15 protein-coding genes are annotated in these 19,754 nt (G+C 71.6%); 7 read left to right on the top strand and 8 right to left on the bottom strand.

Going from position 1 to position 19,754, the window contains the following annotated elements:
* Window positions 1–11: 11 nt before the first annotated feature.
* On the bottom strand, window positions 12–2,927 hold the full coding sequence (locus tag D7Y21_RS22815; RefSeq protein WP_121715670.1) for a hypothetical protein: 2,916 nt from the start codon (window positions 2,925–2,927) through the stop codon (window positions 12–14).
* A gap of 201 nt (window positions 2,928–3,128) precedes the next feature.
* Between D7Y21_RS22815 and D7Y21_RS22810 the strand changes: the two genes are divergently transcribed.
* The 3 genes from D7Y21_RS22810 (at window position 3,129) to D7Y21_RS22800 (ending at window position 5,024) form a co-directional block, all read left to right on the top strand.
* Entirely contained in the window at window positions 3,129–3,665 is a 537-nt protein-coding gene (locus D7Y21_RS22810; protein WP_199724645.1) for a hypothetical protein, read from the top strand.
* Between the two features lie 132 nt (window positions 3,666–3,797).
* The gene (locus D7Y21_RS22805; RefSeq protein ID WP_120567520.1) at window positions 3,798–4,106 is read left to right on the top strand and encodes a CBS domain-containing protein; all 309 of its coding nucleotides are present in this window, start codon (window positions 3,798–3,800) and stop codon (window positions 4,104–4,106) included.
* Window positions 4,107–4,334: 228 nt separating this feature from the next.
* The gene (locus tag D7Y21_RS22800) at window positions 4,335–5,024 is read left to right on the top strand and encodes an NTP transferase domain-containing protein (protein WP_120567521.1); all 690 of its coding nucleotides are present in this window, start codon (window positions 4,335–4,337) and stop codon (window positions 5,022–5,024) included.
* 71 nt (window positions 5,025–5,095) lie between these two features.
* Here D7Y21_RS22800 and D7Y21_RS22795 read toward each other — a convergent pair whose 3' ends face one another.
* The 4 genes from D7Y21_RS22795 to D7Y21_RS22780 all read right to left on the bottom strand — a co-directional run bounded on the left by D7Y21_RS22795 (window position 5,096) and on the right by D7Y21_RS22780 (window position 10,572).
* Window positions 5,096–5,929 (bottom strand): hypothetical protein, encoded by an 834-nt coding sequence (locus D7Y21_RS22795; protein WP_120567522.1) that lies wholly within the window; start codon window positions 5,927–5,929, stop codon window positions 5,096–5,098.
* A gap of 161 nt (window positions 5,930–6,090) precedes the next feature.
* Entirely contained in the window at window positions 6,091–6,951 is an 861-nt protein-coding gene (locus D7Y21_RS22790) for a hypothetical protein (protein WP_120567523.1), read from the bottom strand.
* Between the two features lie 87 nt (window positions 6,952–7,038).
* Window positions 7,039–7,905: an OmpA family protein gene (locus D7Y21_RS22785; RefSeq protein WP_121715667.1), complete on the bottom strand. Its 867-nt coding sequence runs from the start codon at window positions 7,903–7,905 to the stop codon at window positions 7,039–7,041.
* A 69-nt stretch (window positions 7,906–7,974) separates the two neighbouring features.
* Window positions 7,975–10,572: a PAS domain-containing protein gene (locus D7Y21_RS22780; protein WP_120567525.1), complete on the bottom strand. Its 2,598-nt coding sequence runs from the start codon at window positions 10,570–10,572 to the stop codon at window positions 7,975–7,977.
* 219 nt (window positions 10,573–10,791) lie between these two features.
* Between D7Y21_RS22780 and D7Y21_RS22775 the strand changes: the two genes are divergently transcribed.
* Complete coding sequence (locus D7Y21_RS22775; protein ID WP_120567526.1) at window positions 10,792–11,640, top strand: HAD family hydrolase; 849 nt, start codon at window positions 10,792–10,794, stop codon at window positions 11,638–11,640.
* A 94-nt stretch (window positions 11,641–11,734) separates the two neighbouring features.
* Here D7Y21_RS22775 and atpA read toward each other — a convergent pair whose 3' ends face one another.
* The 3 genes from atpA to atpH all read right to left on the bottom strand — a co-directional run bounded on the left by atpA (window position 11,735) and on the right by atpH (window position 15,689).
* On the bottom strand, window positions 11,735–13,282 hold the full coding sequence (gene atpA, locus D7Y21_RS22770) for a F0F1 ATP synthase subunit alpha (protein ID WP_120567527.1): 1,548 nt from the start codon (window positions 13,280–13,282) through the stop codon (window positions 11,735–11,737).
* Between the two features lie 231 nt (window positions 13,283–13,513).
* On the bottom strand, window positions 13,514–14,998 hold the full coding sequence (locus D7Y21_RS22765; RefSeq protein ID WP_121715665.1) for a PAS domain S-box protein: 1,485 nt from the start codon (window positions 14,996–14,998) through the stop codon (window positions 13,514–13,516).
* Between the two features lie 148 nt (window positions 14,999–15,146).
* On the bottom strand, window positions 15,147–15,689 hold the full coding sequence (atpH, locus tag D7Y21_RS22760; protein ID WP_120567529.1) for an ATP synthase F1 subunit delta: 543 nt from the start codon (window positions 15,687–15,689) through the stop codon (window positions 15,147–15,149).
* 259 nt (window positions 15,690–15,948) lie between these two features.
* Between atpH and D7Y21_RS22755 the strand changes: the two genes are divergently transcribed.
* The 3 genes from D7Y21_RS22755 to D7Y21_RS22745 all read left to right on the top strand — a co-directional run.
* Window positions 15,949–17,775 carry an Hsp70 family protein gene (locus D7Y21_RS22755; protein ID WP_120567567.1) on the top strand — a complete coding sequence of 609 codons (1,827 nt, stop codon included), beginning with the start codon at window positions 15,949–15,951 and terminating at the stop codon, window positions 17,773–17,775.
* A gap of 93 nt (window positions 17,776–17,868) precedes the next feature.
* Complete coding sequence (locus D7Y21_RS22750; RefSeq protein WP_120567530.1) at window positions 17,869–19,041, top strand: TIGR02266 family protein; 1,173 nt, start codon at window positions 17,869–17,871, stop codon at window positions 19,039–19,041.
* 126 nt (window positions 19,042–19,167) lie between these two features.
* Window positions 19,168–19,754 (top strand): beta-propeller domain-containing protein (locus D7Y21_RS22745; protein ID WP_199735477.1); only part of this gene is annotated, 587 nt, incomplete at its 3' end.

Here is a 19,754-nt window from a genome sequence, read left to right as displayed (position 1 = left end):
AGTGGTTCGCGTTACTGGGGCTGGGCGCCGGTCTTCAGGAACGCGACGGCCTGATTCTGGGCGTTCGCGCTGTAGACCAGGAAGCTGTGACCCGCCGGCGACTCCGACACGGGGAACATGTACGAAGCCACCGTGCGGGGCGCGTCCTTGCGGTTGGCCGCGTTGATCAGCGCCACCGTGTTCGCGTTCGGGATGACAGTATCGCCCTCGATGTACTGGATGAACGCGCGGTGCTCGGCGGCGTTCGTGCTGGCCGCCACGTTGTTCTCCAGCAGGTACGCGTAGTTGCGCGCGTCCGCCGGGTCCAGGATGGTGTTCACCAGGCTGATGAACGTGTCGAACTGACGCATGCCCGGCTTGATGCCCGCCTGGGACAGCTGGAGCAGGAACGCGGTGCGCTGCGTCTCGAAGGCGGGCGCCGTCAGCAGCACGCCGGCCAGGTTGCCACCGGCCACGTTGAGCACCGAGCGGCGCACGCGCGGGGACACCGCGGTGGACATGGTGCCCATGATGCCGCCGAGGCTCTGGCCCACGTAGTCCACCTGGGCTGCGTTCAGGCCGCCCACGGCGTCGGACAGCTCCTGGCTGGCCAGCACGCGCAGGAACTGGCTGAAGTCCACCACGTGGTGGCGGAAGTTGTCGCGCGTGGTGAACAGGTTGCCCAGGTTCAGGAAGTTCCAGCCGGAGATGGACGGGATGCCCTGGGCGTTGCGCAGGAAGTCGCCGCCCTCGCACTTGTTGTCCGCCATGCACTGGCCCTGCGACGGGGAGACGAGGTTGGAGCAGTACACGTCCGCAGGCACGCCCGCCGGGAGCGCACCGGGGCTGCAGTCCGCGCGAGCCGCGTCCGTGCGCGCCACGCAGCGGCCGTAGGACGGGCTGGCGGCGTTGTCCTCGCAGCGCTGGGCGGCGGGGTTTGCGCACGCGGCGGAGTCGCCCGCCGGGTTCGGCGTGGGGAGCACCGCGGCGGCGCCCACGCAGCTGGTGCGCTCACCGTGGTAGACGGCGTCCATCGCGGCCACCGCGTAGCCCGCGGCGTTCAGCGAGTTGGCCACGCCGAGCACCGCGGTGCGGTTGCTGGTCAGTCCGTGGCCGAACACCGCCACCGGCCAGCCACCCTCGGGCATCGTGCCGGTCGGCATGAACAGCATGAACGGGTAGCGCGTGTCGCGCTTCGCGCCGGGGTTCAGCGTGCCGAAGGGGCCCGTGAGCAGCAACGGCGTGTTGGCCCGCACCTCGTAGACCGCGTTGACGTTGGCGGACGCGAACCCGGCCCCGGCCATCGCCGCCTTCACCTGCGACGTGATGGGGAAGATGGAGGTGGGCGCCGCGGGCGTCCCGAACACGCCGCCGGGCAGCGTGTACAGCTGCTGCAGGACGGACGTGGTGCTCTGGGTGGTGAAGTTCCAGCCGAGCGCGATCTTCGAGCGCGGGATGCCCAGGCCGCCGTCCTTGACCGGCGCCGCCACCTTGTCGAAGTAGGGCTTGAGCAGCTTGCGCCGCGGCTCCAGCAGGAAGGCGAGCCCGTCCGGCACGGAGGAGATGGTGCTCTTCTTGGTGGCCTCGTCGTACACCGGGTTGGCCAGGCGCAGCAGCGCGAAGGCCGTGGACGGGGCCACGTTGCGGCCATCCATGTCCTTCAGGTCCGTGGTCAGCACCGCGCCGTACTCGGTGGCGCCATCCAGCGGAGCCTTCGGGATGATCTGCAGCTGCTGGGGCACGGGGACGATGCCTTCGGCGCCCACGCTGGTGCCGCAGTCACCGGCGTTGTTTACCAGGCAGGTCACCACGTCCGGCTGGGTGCCCTTGTCCTGGTTGGTGACCTTGAAGAACTTCACGCCATCGGCGAGCGACGCCGGATCCACCTTGGGGGCGGGGCCGTCCGCGGCCACGCGGTACATGGTGCCGTCCAGCACGCCGTGATCATCGCCGTTCTCCGCGACGGTGGCGCCCGTGGTGGAGAAGCCGTCCAGGGTGTTGAGGCCCGTGAACAGGTCCTGCTGCAGGCCCGGCGTCGCCGGGACCGGGAAGTCCAGGGTGCCGTCCGACTTGCGGATCAGGTTGTTGGGGAAGGGGACGATCAGCGGCAGCCGCTCGTTGGCCGCCAGGTTGATGGTGGCCTCCGGCTGGTTGAGGATGCTGAAGGTCCAGATGAGGACGATGTCCTCACGCTTGAACCCCTGCGGGGCCAGGGCCTTGTCGAAGATCTGCTTGTAGCCCAGGCGCAGCTGCTCCAACTGCAGCGACTTGGCGGTCTGGTCCGCTAGGCGCTTGGCCGGGTCCGTCTCCGTGGAGGGGATGAGCTCCGTGGCCGGGCCGCAGTCCGGCGACGTCAGGTCGTCGCAGGTGACCAGCGACTTGTCGGAGTTGATGAAGGCCCACGTGGCGGATCCGATGATGGACTGGCCGGAGGTCGTCTTCAGGCCGTTCTCACCGCCGACCAGCGCCACCGCGTAGCGCGAGCCCTTCGGCCACGCCGGCAGGCCCGTGTTCAGGTCCACCGGGGGGATGATGTTGAGGAGGTCCGTGTCCTCGTTGTACGCGAGGGTCGGCGTCACCGGCTTCGTCGCCAGCGGCGTGCCCGCGTACATGTCGATGAAGATGACCGTCTTCGGGCTCACCGAGCTCGGATCCAGGTCCTTGATCTTGGTGTTCGCGATGGCGGACGTGGGGAAGCCGTTGAGCGAGTTCAGGTAGTCGCGCGTGAACTCCTGCTCCGCCGCGGACGCCGCCGGGTTGATGGGCGCCTGCACCCGCTTCGTCTGCTGGTTGATGGCCAGGTCGTTGGGGGAGGGAACCACGGCGGGAGACGCCGAGGGGTCGAACTCCGCCAGGCCGACGTTCAGATTCGGAGCCTCCTGCGCAATCTCCGGCGTGCAGGCGACGGCTCCCAGGGCCATGGCCCCGAGGAACAACTGTTTCTTCATGGTGGGAATCCCCTCCAGCCCAAGGTGAACTGCTGGAAACACGTCAGTGACTAGCACGCCCTCCCCCGGTCACAAAGTGAGAGGGATTGACGCGCCGAGTCAGCTATGGGGTTTCCGCGCGTGCACGCAGGTGGACGTCTCACGCGGCGTGCGCGGCGCGAGGGGCGTGACGCGCGGAGGAACGCGGATACGCTGCCGCCCATGAAACGACTGCTGACTGTGTTGGCGATGACCGTGGCGATGAGCGCGAGCGCGGAGGAGGCCGGAGGCCTGACGTGGAGCGCGCCGCCGGAGTGGGCCGCCCAGCCTCCCCGGCCGATGCGCGCGGCGACGTACAAGGTGCCCGCCGCGAAGGGGGACGCGGAAGACGCGGAGCTGGCTGTCTTCTACTTCGGGCAGGGACAGGGCGGCGCGGTGGACGCGAACGTGAAGCGCTGGGTGGCGCAGTTCCAGAAGCCCGACGGCAAGCCCCTGGAGGACAAGGACGCGAAGACGAAGCAGGAGAAGGTGAATGGGCTGCCCGTCACCACGGTGGAGGTGAAGGGCACGTACGCGGGCGGCGGTCCCATGATGGGGCCTTCCACGCCCAAGCCGCACTTCAAGCTGCGCGGCGCCATCGTGGAGGGACCGGAGGGCGCCATCTTCTACAAGCTCACCGGGCCGGAGAAGACGGTGAACGGCGCGGAGAAGGGCTTCCGCAAGATGGTGGAGTCGGTGAAGCCCGCGCCGAAGAAATAGGGCGGACAGGCGGATCCGCCAAGGGGCCCTGGAGAAGCTCCGGCCCCCCTCGCGCGGGCGTCGGCAAGCGGATTGCTAAGGCCTTCCGGCACACGGCGCCCGAACGCCGAGCACCGGAGGCCTCACGTGTCGATGTGCCGCAGCCCTGAGTTCCAGAACCTCCTCTCCCGCGCCATCAACCTGTTCCCGGAGGACACCGTCCTGGGAGCGCTCCAGCAGATGTACCGCCACGGCGTGCACGTGCTGCCCGTGGTGGAGGGGCGTGGGGGCGACCTGCTGGGCGAGGTGACGGAGGACGAGCTGCACCGCGTGGCCCGCCGCCGCCCGCTGGCCCGGCTGGCTGAAATTCTGACCGTGAAGGCGCTGGCGGCGCCGGAAGAAACGACCGTGGAGACGGCCGCCCCGCTGCGGCTGGCGGCCTCCAGTGGCTGGCTGCACTGAAGGGCCTATCGGCGCCCATCCGGCGCCGGGGAGGGGAAGCCCCCTGGCCAGTCCGGCTGACCGCTGGTGGACACCCGCCCTTGCCCAAAGGGCTGGCAGCGAACACCTCCTCGTGTGACTGGCGGCTGTCTGACGACTCGTACTGGCGGGCGGGCTGCAATCCCGGAAGGAGGTCAACAGCCTGTTGGCGGTGCCCCCGGCTTTCCGTCGAGGGCGAGGAGGCGGGTCATGAAGGCAGTGGCGATCATCCTGGCGGCGGGCAAGGCCCGGCGGATGTCCCACCCCAAGGCGCTCATCGAGCATGAAGGGGGCAAGAGCTTCCTTCAGTCGTTGGCGTCCACCTTCGGAAAGGCGGGGTGCGGGGTGCTGGGCGTGGTGGGCAGCGACGAGGACGCGGTGCGCGAGCAGCACCCGAGCCTGGAGCTGGTGACGAGCAGGGACTGGGAGAAGAGCCTGCTGGCGTCGGTGAAGGCCGGGTTGGAGGCGGCCATGGCCGAGGACGCGGACGTGGTGCTGGTGCATCCGGTGGACATGCCGGCCCTGCGCGTCACCACCGTGAAGTCCATGCTCAAGGACATGGAGCGCGGCGGCACCGACGGCGTCATGGCGCTGCGGCCGGAGTACGACAACGCCACGGGCTGGCCGGTGGTGCTGTCGAAGGGCGCTGCGCGCAAGCTCTTCGAGGCGGAGGGCGAGGACCTGGAGGCGGCGCTCAAGGTGATCAACCCGCGCCGCCTGAACGTGAAGGACCCCGGCGTCATCGTGAACATCAACACGCCTGAAATCTACGGGCGCGTCTTCAGCATGGAGCCCAAGCTGGCCCCGCCGCCCAAGCGGCGCATGAAGCGCGCGGGCGCGTCCAACGGCTCCGGGGCGGACACCACCCCGACGTCCTACGCGGCGTCGTCGGAGGAGTAGCCCCGACGCGAAGACTCCCGGGGCCCGCACGGTACGGGGACCCGGGAGTTTTTACTTCAGCCTTCCGGCCTTCAGAACGACAGGCCCAGGCCCAGGTAGGGGCCGGTGAAGTGGTCCGCGTGCACCACGCCGTCCAGGTGGCCGCCGTCGCTGAGGTACAGGGTGCGCCAGCCGCCGCGCAGGTTGAGGGCGCCCAGGTGCAGCGCCAGGCCGGCCTGCATGTCCACCTGGCGGTGCGGGAAGGGCACCACCTGGATGCGCGCCTCCACGTCGAAGGGCGACGGGCCCAGGCACGCCGCCAGCGACGCGGCGAGGCTGGGGCCCACGAAGATGGCGTCCGGCGCGTGCGCGCTGGCGATGCCGGCCTCCATGCGGAAGCGGCCGCGCTCGGTGGACCACGGCGAGATGGTCAGGTGCGCGTCCAGCAGCGTCAGCCGGTCCGTGCCCGCCGAGCCGTCATCCGCCTCCAGCGCGATGCCGCTCACACGCGCGTCCATGCCCCAGCGCTGACCGTCCAGGGCCATGAAGAGGTCCAGCGCGCCGCCCACGTCGCCGAAGCTGTTGCCCTGCACGTTCAGGTGCACGAGCGGCGCGGGCCGGGGCGCGCGCTGGCCGCGGGGCACCTCCGCGCGCGCGCGGCGGTGGTAGCTGGACGGGCCGGCGATGAAGAGGACGTCGAACCAGCCGACGCCGACGCCGGAGGAGCGCACGCTGGAGCGCACCGGCGCGTCCGAGGAGCGGCCCACCGGGGTGGCGCGGTGCTCCTTCTTGCCGTCCTTGTCGTCGGAGTCCTTGGAGTCGGAGCTGTTCGGCTTGGAGCGCTTGCCGAAGCGGGCCTCGGCGGGCGCGGACCCCAGCAGGACGGCGACAGCGAGCGCGGCGCACAGCGTCTTCCAGAAGCCCACGGCGACCTCTCCTCTTCATGGGCCCACGGGATGGGCCGCGGCATGTGGACGCCTGCTCGCCCGGAATATTCAACCCTCATCACCCCAGGTGAAACCAGGGCCCCGGGGATGGGGGGCGGTGTCCGGAAGGGGGCATGTACACCCCCGGACATGCGGGTGCTTCAGAAGGCCAGGCCGGCGCCGGCGTAGGGGCCCACGAAGCTGTCCACGTGCTGGATGCCGTCCACCCGGCCCGCGTCGTCCAGGATGAGGCCACGCACGCCGCCGCGCAGGTTGAGGGCGCCCAGGTGCAGCGCGATGCCGGCGCTCGCGTCCAGCTGCCGGTAGGTGCCGGCCGTGCCCTGCACGCGCGCCTCCAGGTCCAGCGGGCCCGCCACGCAGACCTCCAGGGACGTGGCGAGGCTGGGGCCCACGAAGAAGACGTCCGGCGCGTGGGCGGTGGAGAGACCGCCCTCGAGGCGCCAGCGCACGCGGTCGGTGGACACGGGCGCATAGGTGAGGTGCATGGTCGCCAGGCGGATGTCGTCCGTGCCGCGCGTGCCGTCGTCGGTGGGCAGCACCAGCTGCGTGCCCTGCACGGCGATGCCCAGCGTCTCACCCTCGATGCCCAGGAACGCGTCCCCGGCGACGCCGCCGCCCAGGGCGCCCACGTTGAGGCCCGCGCGCAGGGTGAGCGGCTGGACGTCGCGCTGCTCGCGGACGGCCATGCTGGGCCGCGGGCTGGAGGCCTCCACGGCGACGGTCAGCAACTCCGCGGCCGCCACGATGGCGTCACCGTGGACGTGAGCGGAGTACGAGGGCCGGTCGCGCGGGGGCGGGCGGCTGGAGACTACGTTGCGCGAGCCGGAGCGGACGGGCGTGGCGGCGTGGACCTTGGAGCCCTTGTCGTCGCGCTTCTTGTCCTCCTTCTTGTTCTCGGCCGTGTCCGGGGACTTCTTGCCGAAGCGAGCCTCGGCGGGAGACGCGGCCAGGAGGAGGCCGGCGGCGAAGGCGGAGCACAGCGCGGGGCGGAAGGCGGACACGGGAGGCTCCGAGGCAGGGGCGAGGTGGAAACCCTCTGCACCCCTGGACGGGCAGCCAGGCGTTCTATTCACTCCGCGTCCCGTGCGTCAGCGCTGCGCCGTCTTCTTCGCCTTGGCCTTCGCCTGGCGCTTCATGGGCCGCGGCGGCGGCTCCGTGCGGGCCACGGCCGCGCTCTCCGGCGTCACCGGCGTGGGGGACAGCCGCAGCGTGACGCGCCGGTTGCTGGCGCGGTGGGGCGGGCTGTCGTTGGGCACCAGCGGCCGGTACGCGGCGTGGCCCGTGGCGCTCAGGCGCTCCGGAGCCAGGCCCTCGCGCTCGCCCAGCTGCCGCACCACCACCACGGCCCGCGCGGCGGACAGCTCCCACGCGGTGGTGGCGGGACTCCCGGGCGCGGCGGGGAGCACCTCGTCGGTGTGGGCCTCCACCGCGACGCGGTGGTCGGCGAGCGGACCCCGGAACACCGCCGCGGCCTGCTTCAACACGCCAGCGCCCTCCGGCGTGAGCGACGTCGTGGCGGGCGCGAAGAGGATCCGCTCGGACACCTCCACGCGCAGGGCGTCGTCCTCCAGCGCCACGGCCACGTCGCCCGCCTGGAGCGCGTCCTTCAGCGTCCTGCCCAGCGCCTCGAGCGCCGCCTCGCGCCTCGTGTGCTGCGCCTCCGCGCTCTTCGCCTGGAGCTCCGCCGCGGCGCCGCCCCACTCCTGCGCCTGCTGTTGACGCTCCAGCGCGCGCAGCCGCTGCTCCATGGCCTGCCGCAGCGTCTGCAATTGCGCGACGTGGGTCTCCGACTCGGTGGCTTCGTGCTCCAGCTGCGCGCTCCGGGCCTCCAGCGCGTGGAGCGAGCGCGAGCCCAGCCACGCGCCCGTGGAGGCCACCGCCACCGCGACGGCCAGCAGCCCCCAGGGCAGCCACCGCCAGCGTCCGAGCGCTGCTGTCGTTCGCGCGTCGTCCATGGCCCTGAAGGGTAATGGCCCCCCGGGTGTGGGCGGCAAGGTGGCGCCGTGCGACACCGCCTGCCTGCTTCAGCCGGGGGCCGCCCCGGACGGTTTCTTCCACCGGGGCAGGTACAGCACGAAGCGCGAACCGGGCCCTCCCTCCGGCGGCGTCTCCACGAAGAGGTCGCCGCCGTGCGCGCGGGCGAGCTGCCGGGAGATGTAGAGGCCCAGGCCCAGGCTCGCGCGCGCGTGCTCGCCGCTGTTGCGCGTGAAGCGCTCGAAGATGCGCTCGCGTGCCTCCGGGGGGATGCCGGGGCCCCAGTCGCGCACGGCGATGATGGCCTTCTCCCCGTCGCGCTCCACGTACAGCTCCACCGGCAGGCCGGGCGCGTACTTCATCGCGTTGGTGAGCAGGTTCATCAGCACCTGCTCCACGCGCGGCCGGTCCGCCAGCGCCACCACCGGCTGGTCCGCGTGCACCACCGCCACGCAGCCCGCGGTGGCCAGCGCATCCTCCATCCGCGCCACCAGCGCGTGCACCAGCGAGGACAGCTCCACCGCGCCCAATTCCAGCGCCATCTGCCCCGTGCCCAGCCGCGCCACGTCGAACAGGTGCGCCACCAGCCGCGTCAGCCGGTCCGCCTGCCGGAGCGCCCCCGACAGCCCCTGGCCCAGCCGCTCGGATTCATCCGACGCGAGCTTGTCCACCGTGCGCTGCAGCGACGACAGCTGCAGGTGCAGCGCGGACAGGGGCGTGCGCAGTTCGTGCGTCGCCACCGCCACGAACTCGTCGCGCGCGGCCACGGCCTGCTCCGCCTGCCGGTACAGCCGCGCGTTGTCCACGGCCAGCGCCGCGCGCCAGGCCAGGTCCTCCAGCTGCGACAAATCCCGCGTGTTGAAGCGCCGCGTGGGCGAGCACGTCGCCGCGCTCACGATGCCCAGCGTGCGCCCGCGCGCCATCAGCGGGACGATCATCACCGAGCGCGGGCTCAGCCCTTCCAGGACCTCCCGGTGCACGTCGTTGACGGCGAAGGCGCGCATGGCGTCTTCGTCCACCTCCGCCACCAGCTCCGAGCGCCCCGTCTCCAGCACCTTGCGCAGCAGGGTGTGGGTGCCGGGTTGCGGCGCGTAGGGCATGGACTTCTCCAACTGGGCCTGGAGCCGGTCGTCGACGGCGCGGCGCTCCACGCGCTCCAGGTGCTGGCCGTCCTCGCCCAGCATGTCCACCAGGCAGTAGTCCGCCATCTGCGCCACCACCAGCTCCGCCACGTTGCGCACGGTGGTGCGCCAGTCCAGGGACGTGGCCAGCCGGGTGGTGGCGTCCGTGAGGAAGCGCAGGTGGGTCTCCATGCGGCGCTGCTCGGTGATTTCGCGCACCACGCCGCCCACGCCCAGGAGCTCCATGCCGGAGCGCACGGGGAAGTACGTGGCCAGGAAGGTGCGCGGCTCCGGGCCCACGACGTACTCCACCGGGTCGTCCACCACGGCCACCTCCGACTCCAGCACCTGGCGCAAGAGGTCCTCGATGGGGCCGCCCGCTGGGCCCATCAGCTCGCGGGGCGTGAGGCCCAGGTGCTTCTCCAGGGGGATGCCGTTGTTCTCCGCGATGACCTTGTTGAGCTGCACGTAGCGCAGGTCCTGGTTCACGAAGCCCATGCCCACCGGCGACGCGGCGAAGAAGGACTCCAGCATGGCCGCGGAGGCGTCGCGCTCGCGCAGGGCCTCGCGGGCCTCGCGGTACAGCCGGGCGCTCTCCACCGCCAGGGCGGCGCGGCGCGCGAACTCCGTGGCGTAGCCCATGTCCCGCTTCGTGTAGCGGCGCGCGGGCGACGCGGAGACCAGGTTGATGATGCCGAAGCGGCGCCGGCCCACCGCCAGGGGCAGAAGCATGGACGAGCGCGGCGCCAGCGCCTCCAGCAACTGGCGGTGCTCGGGCGAGAGGGACACCGCGTCCAGCCAGCCGGGCGTGATGTCCGCGACGAGCACGGGCTTGCCCCGCGCGAATGCCCGGCCGAGCGGCGTGTCCGAGCCGGCCTTCGGCGGGAAGGGCAGGGTCTGGTCCAGCAGCGGCTGCTTCCGCGGGTCCCTCGCGCTGAGCGCGAGCCGGTGCAGCGCACCGTCCGGTCCCAGCACGTCCACCATGCAGTAGTCCGCCCACTCCAGCGTGGCCAGCCGCGCCACGGCCTTGAGCGTCGTCTCCCAGTCCAGGGACTCGGCGAGCAGCCGGCTCGCCTCGCTGACGAAGAACTCCGCGCGCTCGGTGGACTTGCGCTCGGTGATGTCCACGTTGATGTTCACCGCGCCCACCAGCCCGCTCTCCGCCGAGTACAGCGGCGCCGAGGAGTTGAGGATGGTGCGGCGCGCGCCGTCCTTCCCGACGATGTCCACCTCCTCGTTGGAGACGGTCTGCCGGGTGCGCAGCGTGCGCGCCACGGCCCACTCCTCGCCGCGCAGGCGCCTGCCCGTGCCGGGCCAGTACGCCTCGAAAGTGCCGAAGCGCTCCAACTGCATCCGCGTCAGCGCGGCCTGGCCCCACAGCGCGCTCGCGGCGGCGTTGGCCGCGAGCAGGCGGCCCGCAGTGTCCACGATGACCACCCCCACCGGCAGCAGATGCAACACCGTGCGCAGCCACTCCTGCGGCACGGGTGTGGACTCCGCCAGAAAGGTGCCAGTCGGCTCGGACATGGGCGCGGAGCCCCCTCCCCCGCGGGAGGCTCTACGGTGGGGGCGCCGGGGGAACGGCACCACCCGACCCGGGTTCCATCCGGCTTTCCGGGAGTTGGCACCGGCCTCCACCCGGAGGCAGGGCAGGGGGCTTGATTCGGAGCGGCCGACGGGGCGTCATTCGGGGCTTTCGTTCACGGCCGCGCTTCGAAGCGGCCGGGCTGCAAGAAGGATAGGTGGATGGGAATCGCGTGCGTGGTGCTGGACTTCGATGGGACCTTCACGGACGTGCTGGCGGAGGGCGAGCCCTTCCTCAGGCACTTCCAGGACGCGCTGTACGGAGTGCTGGGGCAGGACGCGTCCCAGGCGTGGGCGGAGGAGGTCGCCGCGCTGCATGAGGGCGTGGACCAGTACGGCTGGGAGGTCGCGGGGCGCATCGTGGCGCCGGCCACCGCGGACCCCTACCTGACGGCCACCTGCACCGCGCACCGGCTGCTCAAGCGCTTCGGCAAGGGCGACGACGAAGCGCTGCGCACGGACACGGTGCAGGCGCTGTACCGCGAGGCGTACCGGCACTCGGCCACGGCCTTCAAGGCGGAGGCGAAGGAGGTGCTGGAGGCGCTGCTCGCCACGGGCCTGCCCGTGTCGGTGGTGACGAACGCGCACACGGAGCTGGTGGAGGCGAAGCTGGACAAGCTGGCCCCCAAGGGCCGCGAGCGGCTGAAGGTCTTCGGCGACGCGCGCAAGTTCCAGTTGGAGGACACGGAGCCGAAGGACGCGCGCTTCGACGCGCTGCCGGACGCGCTCCACCTGGACGGCGTGCTGGGCCGGCCGGTGTACCTGCGCCGCGGGCGCTACTTCTCCGCGCTCAAGCGCATCTGGGACGCCACGCACACGGGCCCGGAGTCCACGCTCGTCGCGGGCGACATCTTCGAATTGGACCTGGCCATGCCCGCCGCGCTGGGCGCGCACGTGCAGCTGGTGGAGCGCGCCAACGTGATGCCCTACGAGCGCGCCGCCGTGCAGCGCCTGGGCGCGCGTGGCAGCGCGGACAAGAGCCTGCGCGCCATCCTGCCCCGGCTGCGCTGAAGGGCCGCCTTCCCCCGGGCAAACGAAAAGCCCCGCCTCCCTTCTGAAGGGAGGGCGGGGCTGTCCGTCAAGGCACCGCGCGTGGGGCGCGAAACTAGACCTTGGCGCCCGGGGTCGCCTGGAACAGGTCGTTGAACTCGGTGAACGCCTTGTTGATGTTCGCCTTGATGTCGGCGGTCAGCTCGCGCTTGGCGACCAGGTCCTGGACGATGTTCGGGTACTTGCTGTCCACGAACTCCAGCATCTCCTTCATCCAGCGGACCACGTCACCCACCGGCACCTGGCGGATCCACCCGCGCTTGCCGGCGTCGTCCTTGTTGGTCGCGGCGTAGATCTGGATGACCTGACGCTCGACGGAGAGCGGCTCGTACTGGCCCTGCTTGAGCAGCTCCACCATGCGGGCGCCGCGCGCCAGCGTCTCCTGCGTGGCCTTGTCCAGGTCGGAGCCGAACTGGGCGAAGGCGGCCAGCTCGCGGTACTGCGCCAGCTCCAGCTTCATGGAGCCCGCGACCTGCTTCATGGCCTTGATCTGCGCCGCGGAACCCACGCGCGACACGGAGAGGCCCACGTTGATGGCCGGACGGACGCCGGAGAAGAACAGGTCCGTCTCCAGGAAGATCTGCCCGTCGGTGATGGAGATGACGTTCGTCGGGATGTAGGCGGACACGTCACCCGCCTGCGTCTCGATGATGGGCAGCGCCGTGAGGGAGCCCGCGCCCTCCTCGTCGGACAGCTTGGCGGCGCGCTCCAGCAGGCGGCTGTGGATGTAGAACACGTCGCCCGGGTACGCCTCGCGGCCCGGCGGGCGGCGCAGGAGCAGGGACAGCTGGCGGTACGCCACGGCCTGCTTGGAGAGGTCGTCGTACACGATGAGGCCGTGCATCTTGTTGTCGCGGAAGTACTCGCCGATGGCGACACCCGCGTACGGCGCGAAGTACTGCATGGGCGCCGGGTCGGACGCGTTCGCCGCGACCACCACCGTGTACTCCATGGCGCCGTAGCGGGTCAGCTTCTCCACCACCTGCGCGACGGTGGACTGCTTCTGCCCGATGGCGACGTAGATGCAGTAAACGCCCAGGCCCTTCTGGTTGATGATGGCGTCGATGGCGACGGCCGTCTTGCCCGTCTGGCGGTCACCGATGATGAGCTCGCGCTGACCGCGGCCCACCGGCACCAGCGCGTCCAGCGCCTTGATGCCCGTCTGCAGGGGCTCGTGCACGGACTTGCGCTTCACGATGCCGGGCGCCTTCACCTCCAGGCGGCGGTGCTCGGTGGCCTCGATGGGGCCCTTGCCGTCCACCGGCTGGCCCAGCGCGTTCACCACGCGGCCCAGCAGGCCCTTGCCCACCGGCACGGAGGCGATCTGCCCGGTGCGCTTCACGGTGTCACCCTCGCGGATGTCCTTGAACTCACCCATGATGGCGACGCCGACGTTGTCCTCTTCCAGGTTGAGGACCAGGCCCTGCACGCCGTTGGTGAACTCCACCAGCTCACCGGCGAGCGCGCCCTCCAGGCCGTACACACGGGCGATACCGTCGCCCACGGTCAGCACGGTGCCGGTCTCGGCGACGGTGACCTTCTTGCCGTAGTCCTTGATCTGCTCCCGGATGATTTTGCTGATCTCGTCGGCGCGGATTTCCATGGGCGTCTAGCGTCCTTGCGGAGGGGGCGGCCTGAGGAAACGGGGATGGCCGCCGCGAATCTTGATGTACCGGGTGGCCCCCTATCACGGGCACCGGGACTCTCGCAACGCGCCACGCGCCAGGGCCTTCCCCCACCCCCGCACCCCTTTATCGCGCACGTAAGCCGGCGGCCCGGACGTGAGGGGCCCCGCCCGCCCGCAAGCCCAGGGAGCCCGGCGTCGAGCCCGGCTTCAGGCGCCGGAAACGGAGGGGCCGTCCTCGCGGGGCAGCCACACGATGAAGCGGGTGCCGTCCGCCGCCCCCGACTCCACGGAGATGCGCCCGCCGTGGGCCAGGGCGATCTGCCGCACGATGAAGAGCGACAGCCCCAGCCCGTCATCCGCGGAGCACAGGGCGCGGTGCTTGAACGGCTCGAAGAGGGTGCCCTGGTACTCCGGCGGCACCCGGCAGTCCGGGTCGTGCACCTGCACCGTCACGCCGTCGAAGCGCCCCGTCAGTTGGAGCACCACGGATGAGGACATGGGGCCGTGGTGCAGGGCGTTGCCCACCAGGGAATCCATCAACTGGAAGAGCCGCTCGCCGTCCCAGGCGCCCCTCAGGTCGCCGTTGGTGACGAGCCGCAGGTCGCGGCCCGGGTGGGCCCGCTGCCGGTCCGCCAGCACGCGTTCCGCCAACTGCCCCAGGTGGATGGAGGAGGGCTGGATGGGCAGGCCGTTGGACAGCCGGGCGCGGGTGAAATCCAGCAGCTGGCGGATCAGCCGTTCCACCCGGCGCACGCCCTGGCCCACCCGTCCTACCTGGTCCGTCAGCCCTTCCGGCAGTGACGGAGCGTGCTGGAGGGCGAGCACCTCGCAGTGGAGCGACTGGAGCGGGGCCTTGAAGCCGTCCCCCGCCGCGTCCAGGAACTGGTCGCGGAAGTGCTCCATCCGCATCAGGCGCTCCTCGGCGGCCTTGCGGATGCTCACGTCCCACACCGCGCCCATGCGCACCGAGCGGCCCTGGAACGTCGCCGGCCGGCCCATGACCTCCACGGGGATGCGGCGGCCGTCGCGGTGGAGCACGGCCAACTCGTACGGAGCCTCCACGCCGCGGTCCATCACGTCGCGCGCGGGGGCGCGGAACTCCGGCGCCACGACCTCCAGGATGTTCCGGCCGATCAGCTCCGCCGTCTCATAATAGCCCATCAGGCGCCCCAGGCCGGGGCTGATGTCCAGGAACTGCCCGCGGTCGTGGAAGAAGTACCCGTCGCAGGAGATCTCCACGATGGAGCGCATGTGCTCCTCGCTCGCGCGCAGCGCCGCCTCCTCGCGCAGGCGCGCGGAGGAGTCCCGCAGGAGCAGGAGCACGCCCGACGCCGGGGCCGCCGGCATGGCGCTCACCGTCAGGTGGCGCAGCGTGCCCACCTCGCCGAAGCGGCCCCACACCAGCTCCTCCGCCACCCGCTCACCGGACTGCGCTCGCGCCAGCAGCGGCGACAGCGGCGGCGACAGACCCGGCCACGCCTCCGACAGGAAGCGCCCCACGCACAGCTGCGCCGGGCGGCCGCACAGCGAAGCCAGCAGGTCGTTCATCCAGACGAGACGGGAGTCCCCGTCCACCAGCGCCACCCCCCAACCCGGCGCGTTGAGCAACGCACTCAGAAAGGGCAGGGTTTCCTCGGGAACCCCCAGGGACGGAAGGGCTCCGGGAAGCCGTTGGAACACAGGCTGCGGCATGGGCGGGTCGTCTCGGAAAACGCGGGCTTGTCCGCGTTGGCGAGAAGTATACCTATTCCCAGAGCCGACGGGAAATACAGGTTTGACTAGGACTGCGGGCAACCCTGACAACCCGGCACGTCCACCGCACCGGGAGTGGGGGTTGGGGTTACTTCAGCTCGCGGCGCATCTGCTCGAGCTGGGTGCGCAGGGTGCCGTCGTAGAGGGTGCCACCGACCTGGGCGGCCACACCGCCGAGCAGCGACGGATCCACCCTGGTCTCCAGCACGACGTTGCGCTGGGTCAGCTGCTGGAGCGACTGCTGGAGCTGGGCGAGGGCGTCCGCGGAGAGCGGGGCGGCGCTGGTGACCTGACCCCGGACGCGGCCCGCGCGGGCGTCCGCCATGTCGCGGTAGAGCCGGGCGATGTCGGGCAGGTAGCCCAGGCGGTTGCGGTCCACCAGCAGGCGCAGCGCGTTGGCGAGCGCGGGCTCCGCGGGGGAGGGCATGGCCTGGAGCAGGCCCTCCACCACGCGGCTGCGCTGAGCGCGGCTGTAGGCGGGGTTGAGCAACACGTCCGACAGGTCGGCGCTCTTGCCCACGACGGCGGCGAAGGCGTTGAGCTGCTCGGCGACGGCGTCGGTGCGGTTGCCTTCCGCTGCGACGTCGAGGATGGCGCGGGCGTAGCGGCGGGCGATGGAGACGTTCACCATGACGCTGGCGCCCTTAGCATGGGGCGTCCCTGGCGGCAATGATGCCGGTGCCATGCGTTGGATCGCCGAGGCCGCTTGGGGCCTCCCGAGGTCTGGAGAGAGGGGGAGGGGAAGCGTCCCCGGGTGGGCACTCCGGGTGTGCGCTGGTGGCCGCCCCCGGGCCCCCAAAGGCAGCCCGGCGCCCGGCAACGGACGGCCGGGGTGCGACAGGACTTGGCGGAAGCGGGCGCTTACCCGTAGCGTGGGCCCCACCCTCGCCATGCAAGAACCTGTCATCGGCATCGACCTGGGCACCACCAACAGCGTCGTCGCGACCGTGGAAGACGGACGCCCGCGCCTCATCCCCTCACGTGCGGGAGGACGCCTCACGCCCTCGGTGGTAGGCCTCACCCGGGCGGGCGACCGCCTGGTGGGGCAGCCGGCCCAGGCGCTGGGGGAGGAGCACCCGGACGCGGTGGTGTGGGCCACCAAGCGCTTCCTGGGACGCCGCTACACGCCGGAGTTGGTGCAGCAGGCGAAGGCGGTGGTGCCGTACCCGCTGGTGGCCGGCCCCACGGGCGACGTGCGCGTGAAGCTGTCCGGCCGCGTGCTGCCGGCGACGCAGGTGTCCGCCTTCATCCTGGGCGAGCTGCGCCTGGACGCGCAGGCGCACTTCGGGCGCGACGTGCGCAAGTGCGTCATCACCGTCCCCGCGAACTTCGACGACAACCAGCGCCAGGCCACGCGGGAAGCGGCAGCCATCGCGGGGCTGGAGGTGGTGCGGCTGGTCAACGAGCCCACCGCGGCGGCGCTGGCGTACGGCCTGTCCCGCGGCTTCGAGGGCAGCGCGCTGGTGTTCGACCTGGGCGGCGGCACCTTCGACGTGTCCATCCTGGACGTGAAGGCGGGCGTCTTCGAGGTGAAGGCCACGGGCGGCGACCACGCGCTGGGCGGCGAGGACTTCGACCAACGCATCGTCCAGTGGCTGCTGGCGCAGGTGGAGGACGCCTTCCAGGAGGCGGTCTCCAAGGACGCGCAGTCGCTGCGGCGCTTGAAGGTGGCGGCGGAGGCGGCCAAGCGCGAGCTGACCGAGTCCGAGGAGGCCACCATCTCCGTGTCCGGCCTGGGCGACCACACGGCGGGTGTGAAGCGCTTCACCGAAATCAACACCGCGCTCACGCGCAGCTTCTTCGAGACGCTCTCCGAGCCGCTGTCGCGCCGCTGCCTGGACGTCTGCAAGAGCGTGATGGCGGAGGCGCGGATGGATCCGCGCTCGGTGGACGTGGTGCTGCTGGTGGGCGGCATGACCCGCGTGCCGCTGGTGCGCCGGCTGGTGGCGGACTTCTTTGGCCGCGCGCCCTCCACGGACGTGCACCCGGACGAGGCCGTGGCGCTGGGCGCCGCGGTGCAGGCGGATGAGCTGGTCCGCCAGGCGGGGCAGGCGCTGCTGTTGGACGTGGCCAGCCAGAGCCTGGGCGTGGGCGTGATGGGCGGCCGGGTGAAGCGGCTCATCCCCAAGAACACGGGCGTGCCCGTGGTGGCGCGCGACATCTTCTTCCCGGGCACCTCCGGCCAGTCCGAGGCGCGCATCCCCGTGTACCAGGGGGAGAGCGAGTTCCAGGACGAGAACCACAAGCTGGGCGAGGTGGTCCTCAAGAACCTGCACGTCGCCAACCGCGGGGAGACGCCGCTGGAGGTCGTCTTCGAGCTGTCCGGCGAGGGCATCCTCGCGGTGAAGGCCACCGACCTGACCTCCGGCCACATGGAGCTGGTGCGCCTGGAGGCCCGGGCCGGCCTGCCGCAGGGCGAGGCGGAGAAGCTGGGCCAGGAGCAGTCCAACTACGCCCAGGCTCAAGGGGTGGTGGACGCGCGCAAGGCGGAGGAGACCTTCCGCAAGCTGCTGGAGCGCGGGGAGAAGCTGGCCCGCTTGCTCCAGCAGAGCGCCCGGGAGAACCCCAGCCCGGAGGCCGAGTCGGCCGTGGGCACCGTGCAGCAGCTGCTGGTGGGCGGCAAGGACGCGCTGGCCGCCGGTGACGCCGCGCAGTGCGCCCTCATTGCCCGTCAGCTCACGAAGTTGCTGTCCGGCCGCGCGGAGCCCCGCGGCTGACGTCCCGCGGCGCACGGAAAAGGCGTCCACCAGCGCACGTTGTGGCGCCGGGTCCGTGGTGCCTTCCCCGGAGTCCGCGTATCTCCGGGAGTCATGACGACCCCCGGCTTTTCTCCTCGCCCGAGAGATCTGGTCTTCGTGGTGGACGACTCGCGGACGGCGCGGGACGTGATGCGGCTGCACCTGTCGCGCATGGGCTGTGACGCGGTGGGGCTGGAGGGCGCGGATGCGTGCCTGGCGGAGCTGGCGCAGCGGACGCCGGCGCTCATCCTGATGGACCTGCACCTGGAGAAGCTCCAGGGGGACGAGGCCTGCCGGATGGTCAAGGCGCACCCGGCGGGGCGCAACGTGCCGGTGGTGATGTTCACCGCGGCGGACGAACCCCATGAGGTGATGCACTGCGGGCGCGCGGGCGCGGATGACTTCCTGCCCAAGCCGGTGAGCCAGGAGGCGCTGGCGGCGAAGGTGGCCGCGGTGCGCCTGTCGCGCGAGCGCGCCTGGACGGGACCGCCGCGCGGGCGGGGCGTGCTGCTGGTGGAGGGCGGCCGGTTCCTGCACACCTTCCTGGGCGGAGCGCTGGAGCACGAGGGGCTGCACGTGCTCTACGCCAAGGACCTGGACGACGCGGCGGCGCAGGCCGTCACCCACGGGGAAAAGCTGGACGGCTTCGTGGTGGACGTGTCGCGGCTGCCGCGCGAGGCCCTGTCGCTGGCCACGCGCCTGCGCGAGCAGTTCGTGCGCAAGCCGCTGGTCCTGATGTCGCGGGTGGAGGAGTCGCCGGACGTGCTGGCCCGCGCGCAGGAGCTGAGCGGCGCGCCGCTGCTGCTCAAGCGGCAGCTGGGCGCGGACGAGCTGCTGGCGAAGGTGCTGGCCCGCCTGTCGCCGGGCACGGTGCCGCTGAGGGCCGCGGAGCGGGTGCCCTTCTTCACCGTGGTGGAGTTCAACACGCCGGGCGGCCCCACGCTCAGCGGCTTCAGCCACGACGCCAGCCCCCAGGGGCTCTTCGTGCGCACGCTCACGCCCGCGCGCGAGGGCTCGCGGCTGTCCCTGCGCCTGGTGATGGCCGGCCAGCGCACGCCCTGCGAGGCGCAGGCGGTGGTGGCGTGGTGCAACCCGCCCGGGATGGGGAGCGCGTTCCGCTCGCAGACGGGCATGGGCCTGCGGCTGGAAGGCATGGACGCGCAGCTGCAACAGCGCTTCGTGCGCTTCGTGCCCCAGTCCCTCGGTTTTCCCACCGCGGGTCCCGTGCGCGCCTCAGGTTTCTGAGAGCGGCGGTGGCCCCCGCGCACCTCCCAACCCCCCGCAATCACAGACAGAAGCCGCGGAATTCTCCCCTGGCATGGGCGTGGCAGAGCGCTGCGCCCCGCGAGGCTTTCGAGGGAGGATTCACGCATGCGGCCAAGTCTTTTCGGAACGGTGGGGCTCACGCTCCTGGTGGTGGGGTGCGGTGACGGCGGGGGCAAGGCCCCGGACGGCCTGGACAACGAACCCGTGCAGCAGTCGCTGAAGCTGGAGACCTTCAACGACTGCTCGGCGCTGGAGCGCTACATCGAGGACACCGCGACGAAGCAGATGCGCGCGAGCCTGGAGCAGCAGAAGCCCGGTTATTGGGAGCGCTTCGGCCGGGGGACGCGCGGCGGCGTCGTCTTCGGGCCGATGCCCACGGAGGACGCGGCGGGGGGCGGCGCGAATTCCGGCGGCGGCAGCCAGGCGCCGAATGACTCCACCGGCACCAACAACCAGGTGGAGGGCGTGCACGAGTCGGACTTCGTGCAGAACGACGGCACGCGCATCTTCGTGCTGTCGGGCAACCGGCTGTACGCGCACCGCTCGTGGCCCGCGGAGCAGCTCACGCTGGCGGCGACGCTGGAGGTGGAGGGCTGGCCCCGGGAGATGCTGCTCGACGCGCAGAACCGGCTGGTCATCGTCTCGCAGGTGGCGCGGTCGCTGCCGGGCACCCCGGCGAAGGTGGGCGGGGG

Source organism: Corallococcus sp. AB045, assembly GCF_003668895.1.
GTDB lineage: Bacteria > Myxococcota > Myxococcia > Myxococcales > Myxococcaceae > Corallococcus > Corallococcus coralloides.
The sequence above is the reverse complement of the archived record's forward strand: the minus strand, read 5'-3'. Positions and strand labels throughout refer to the sequence as shown.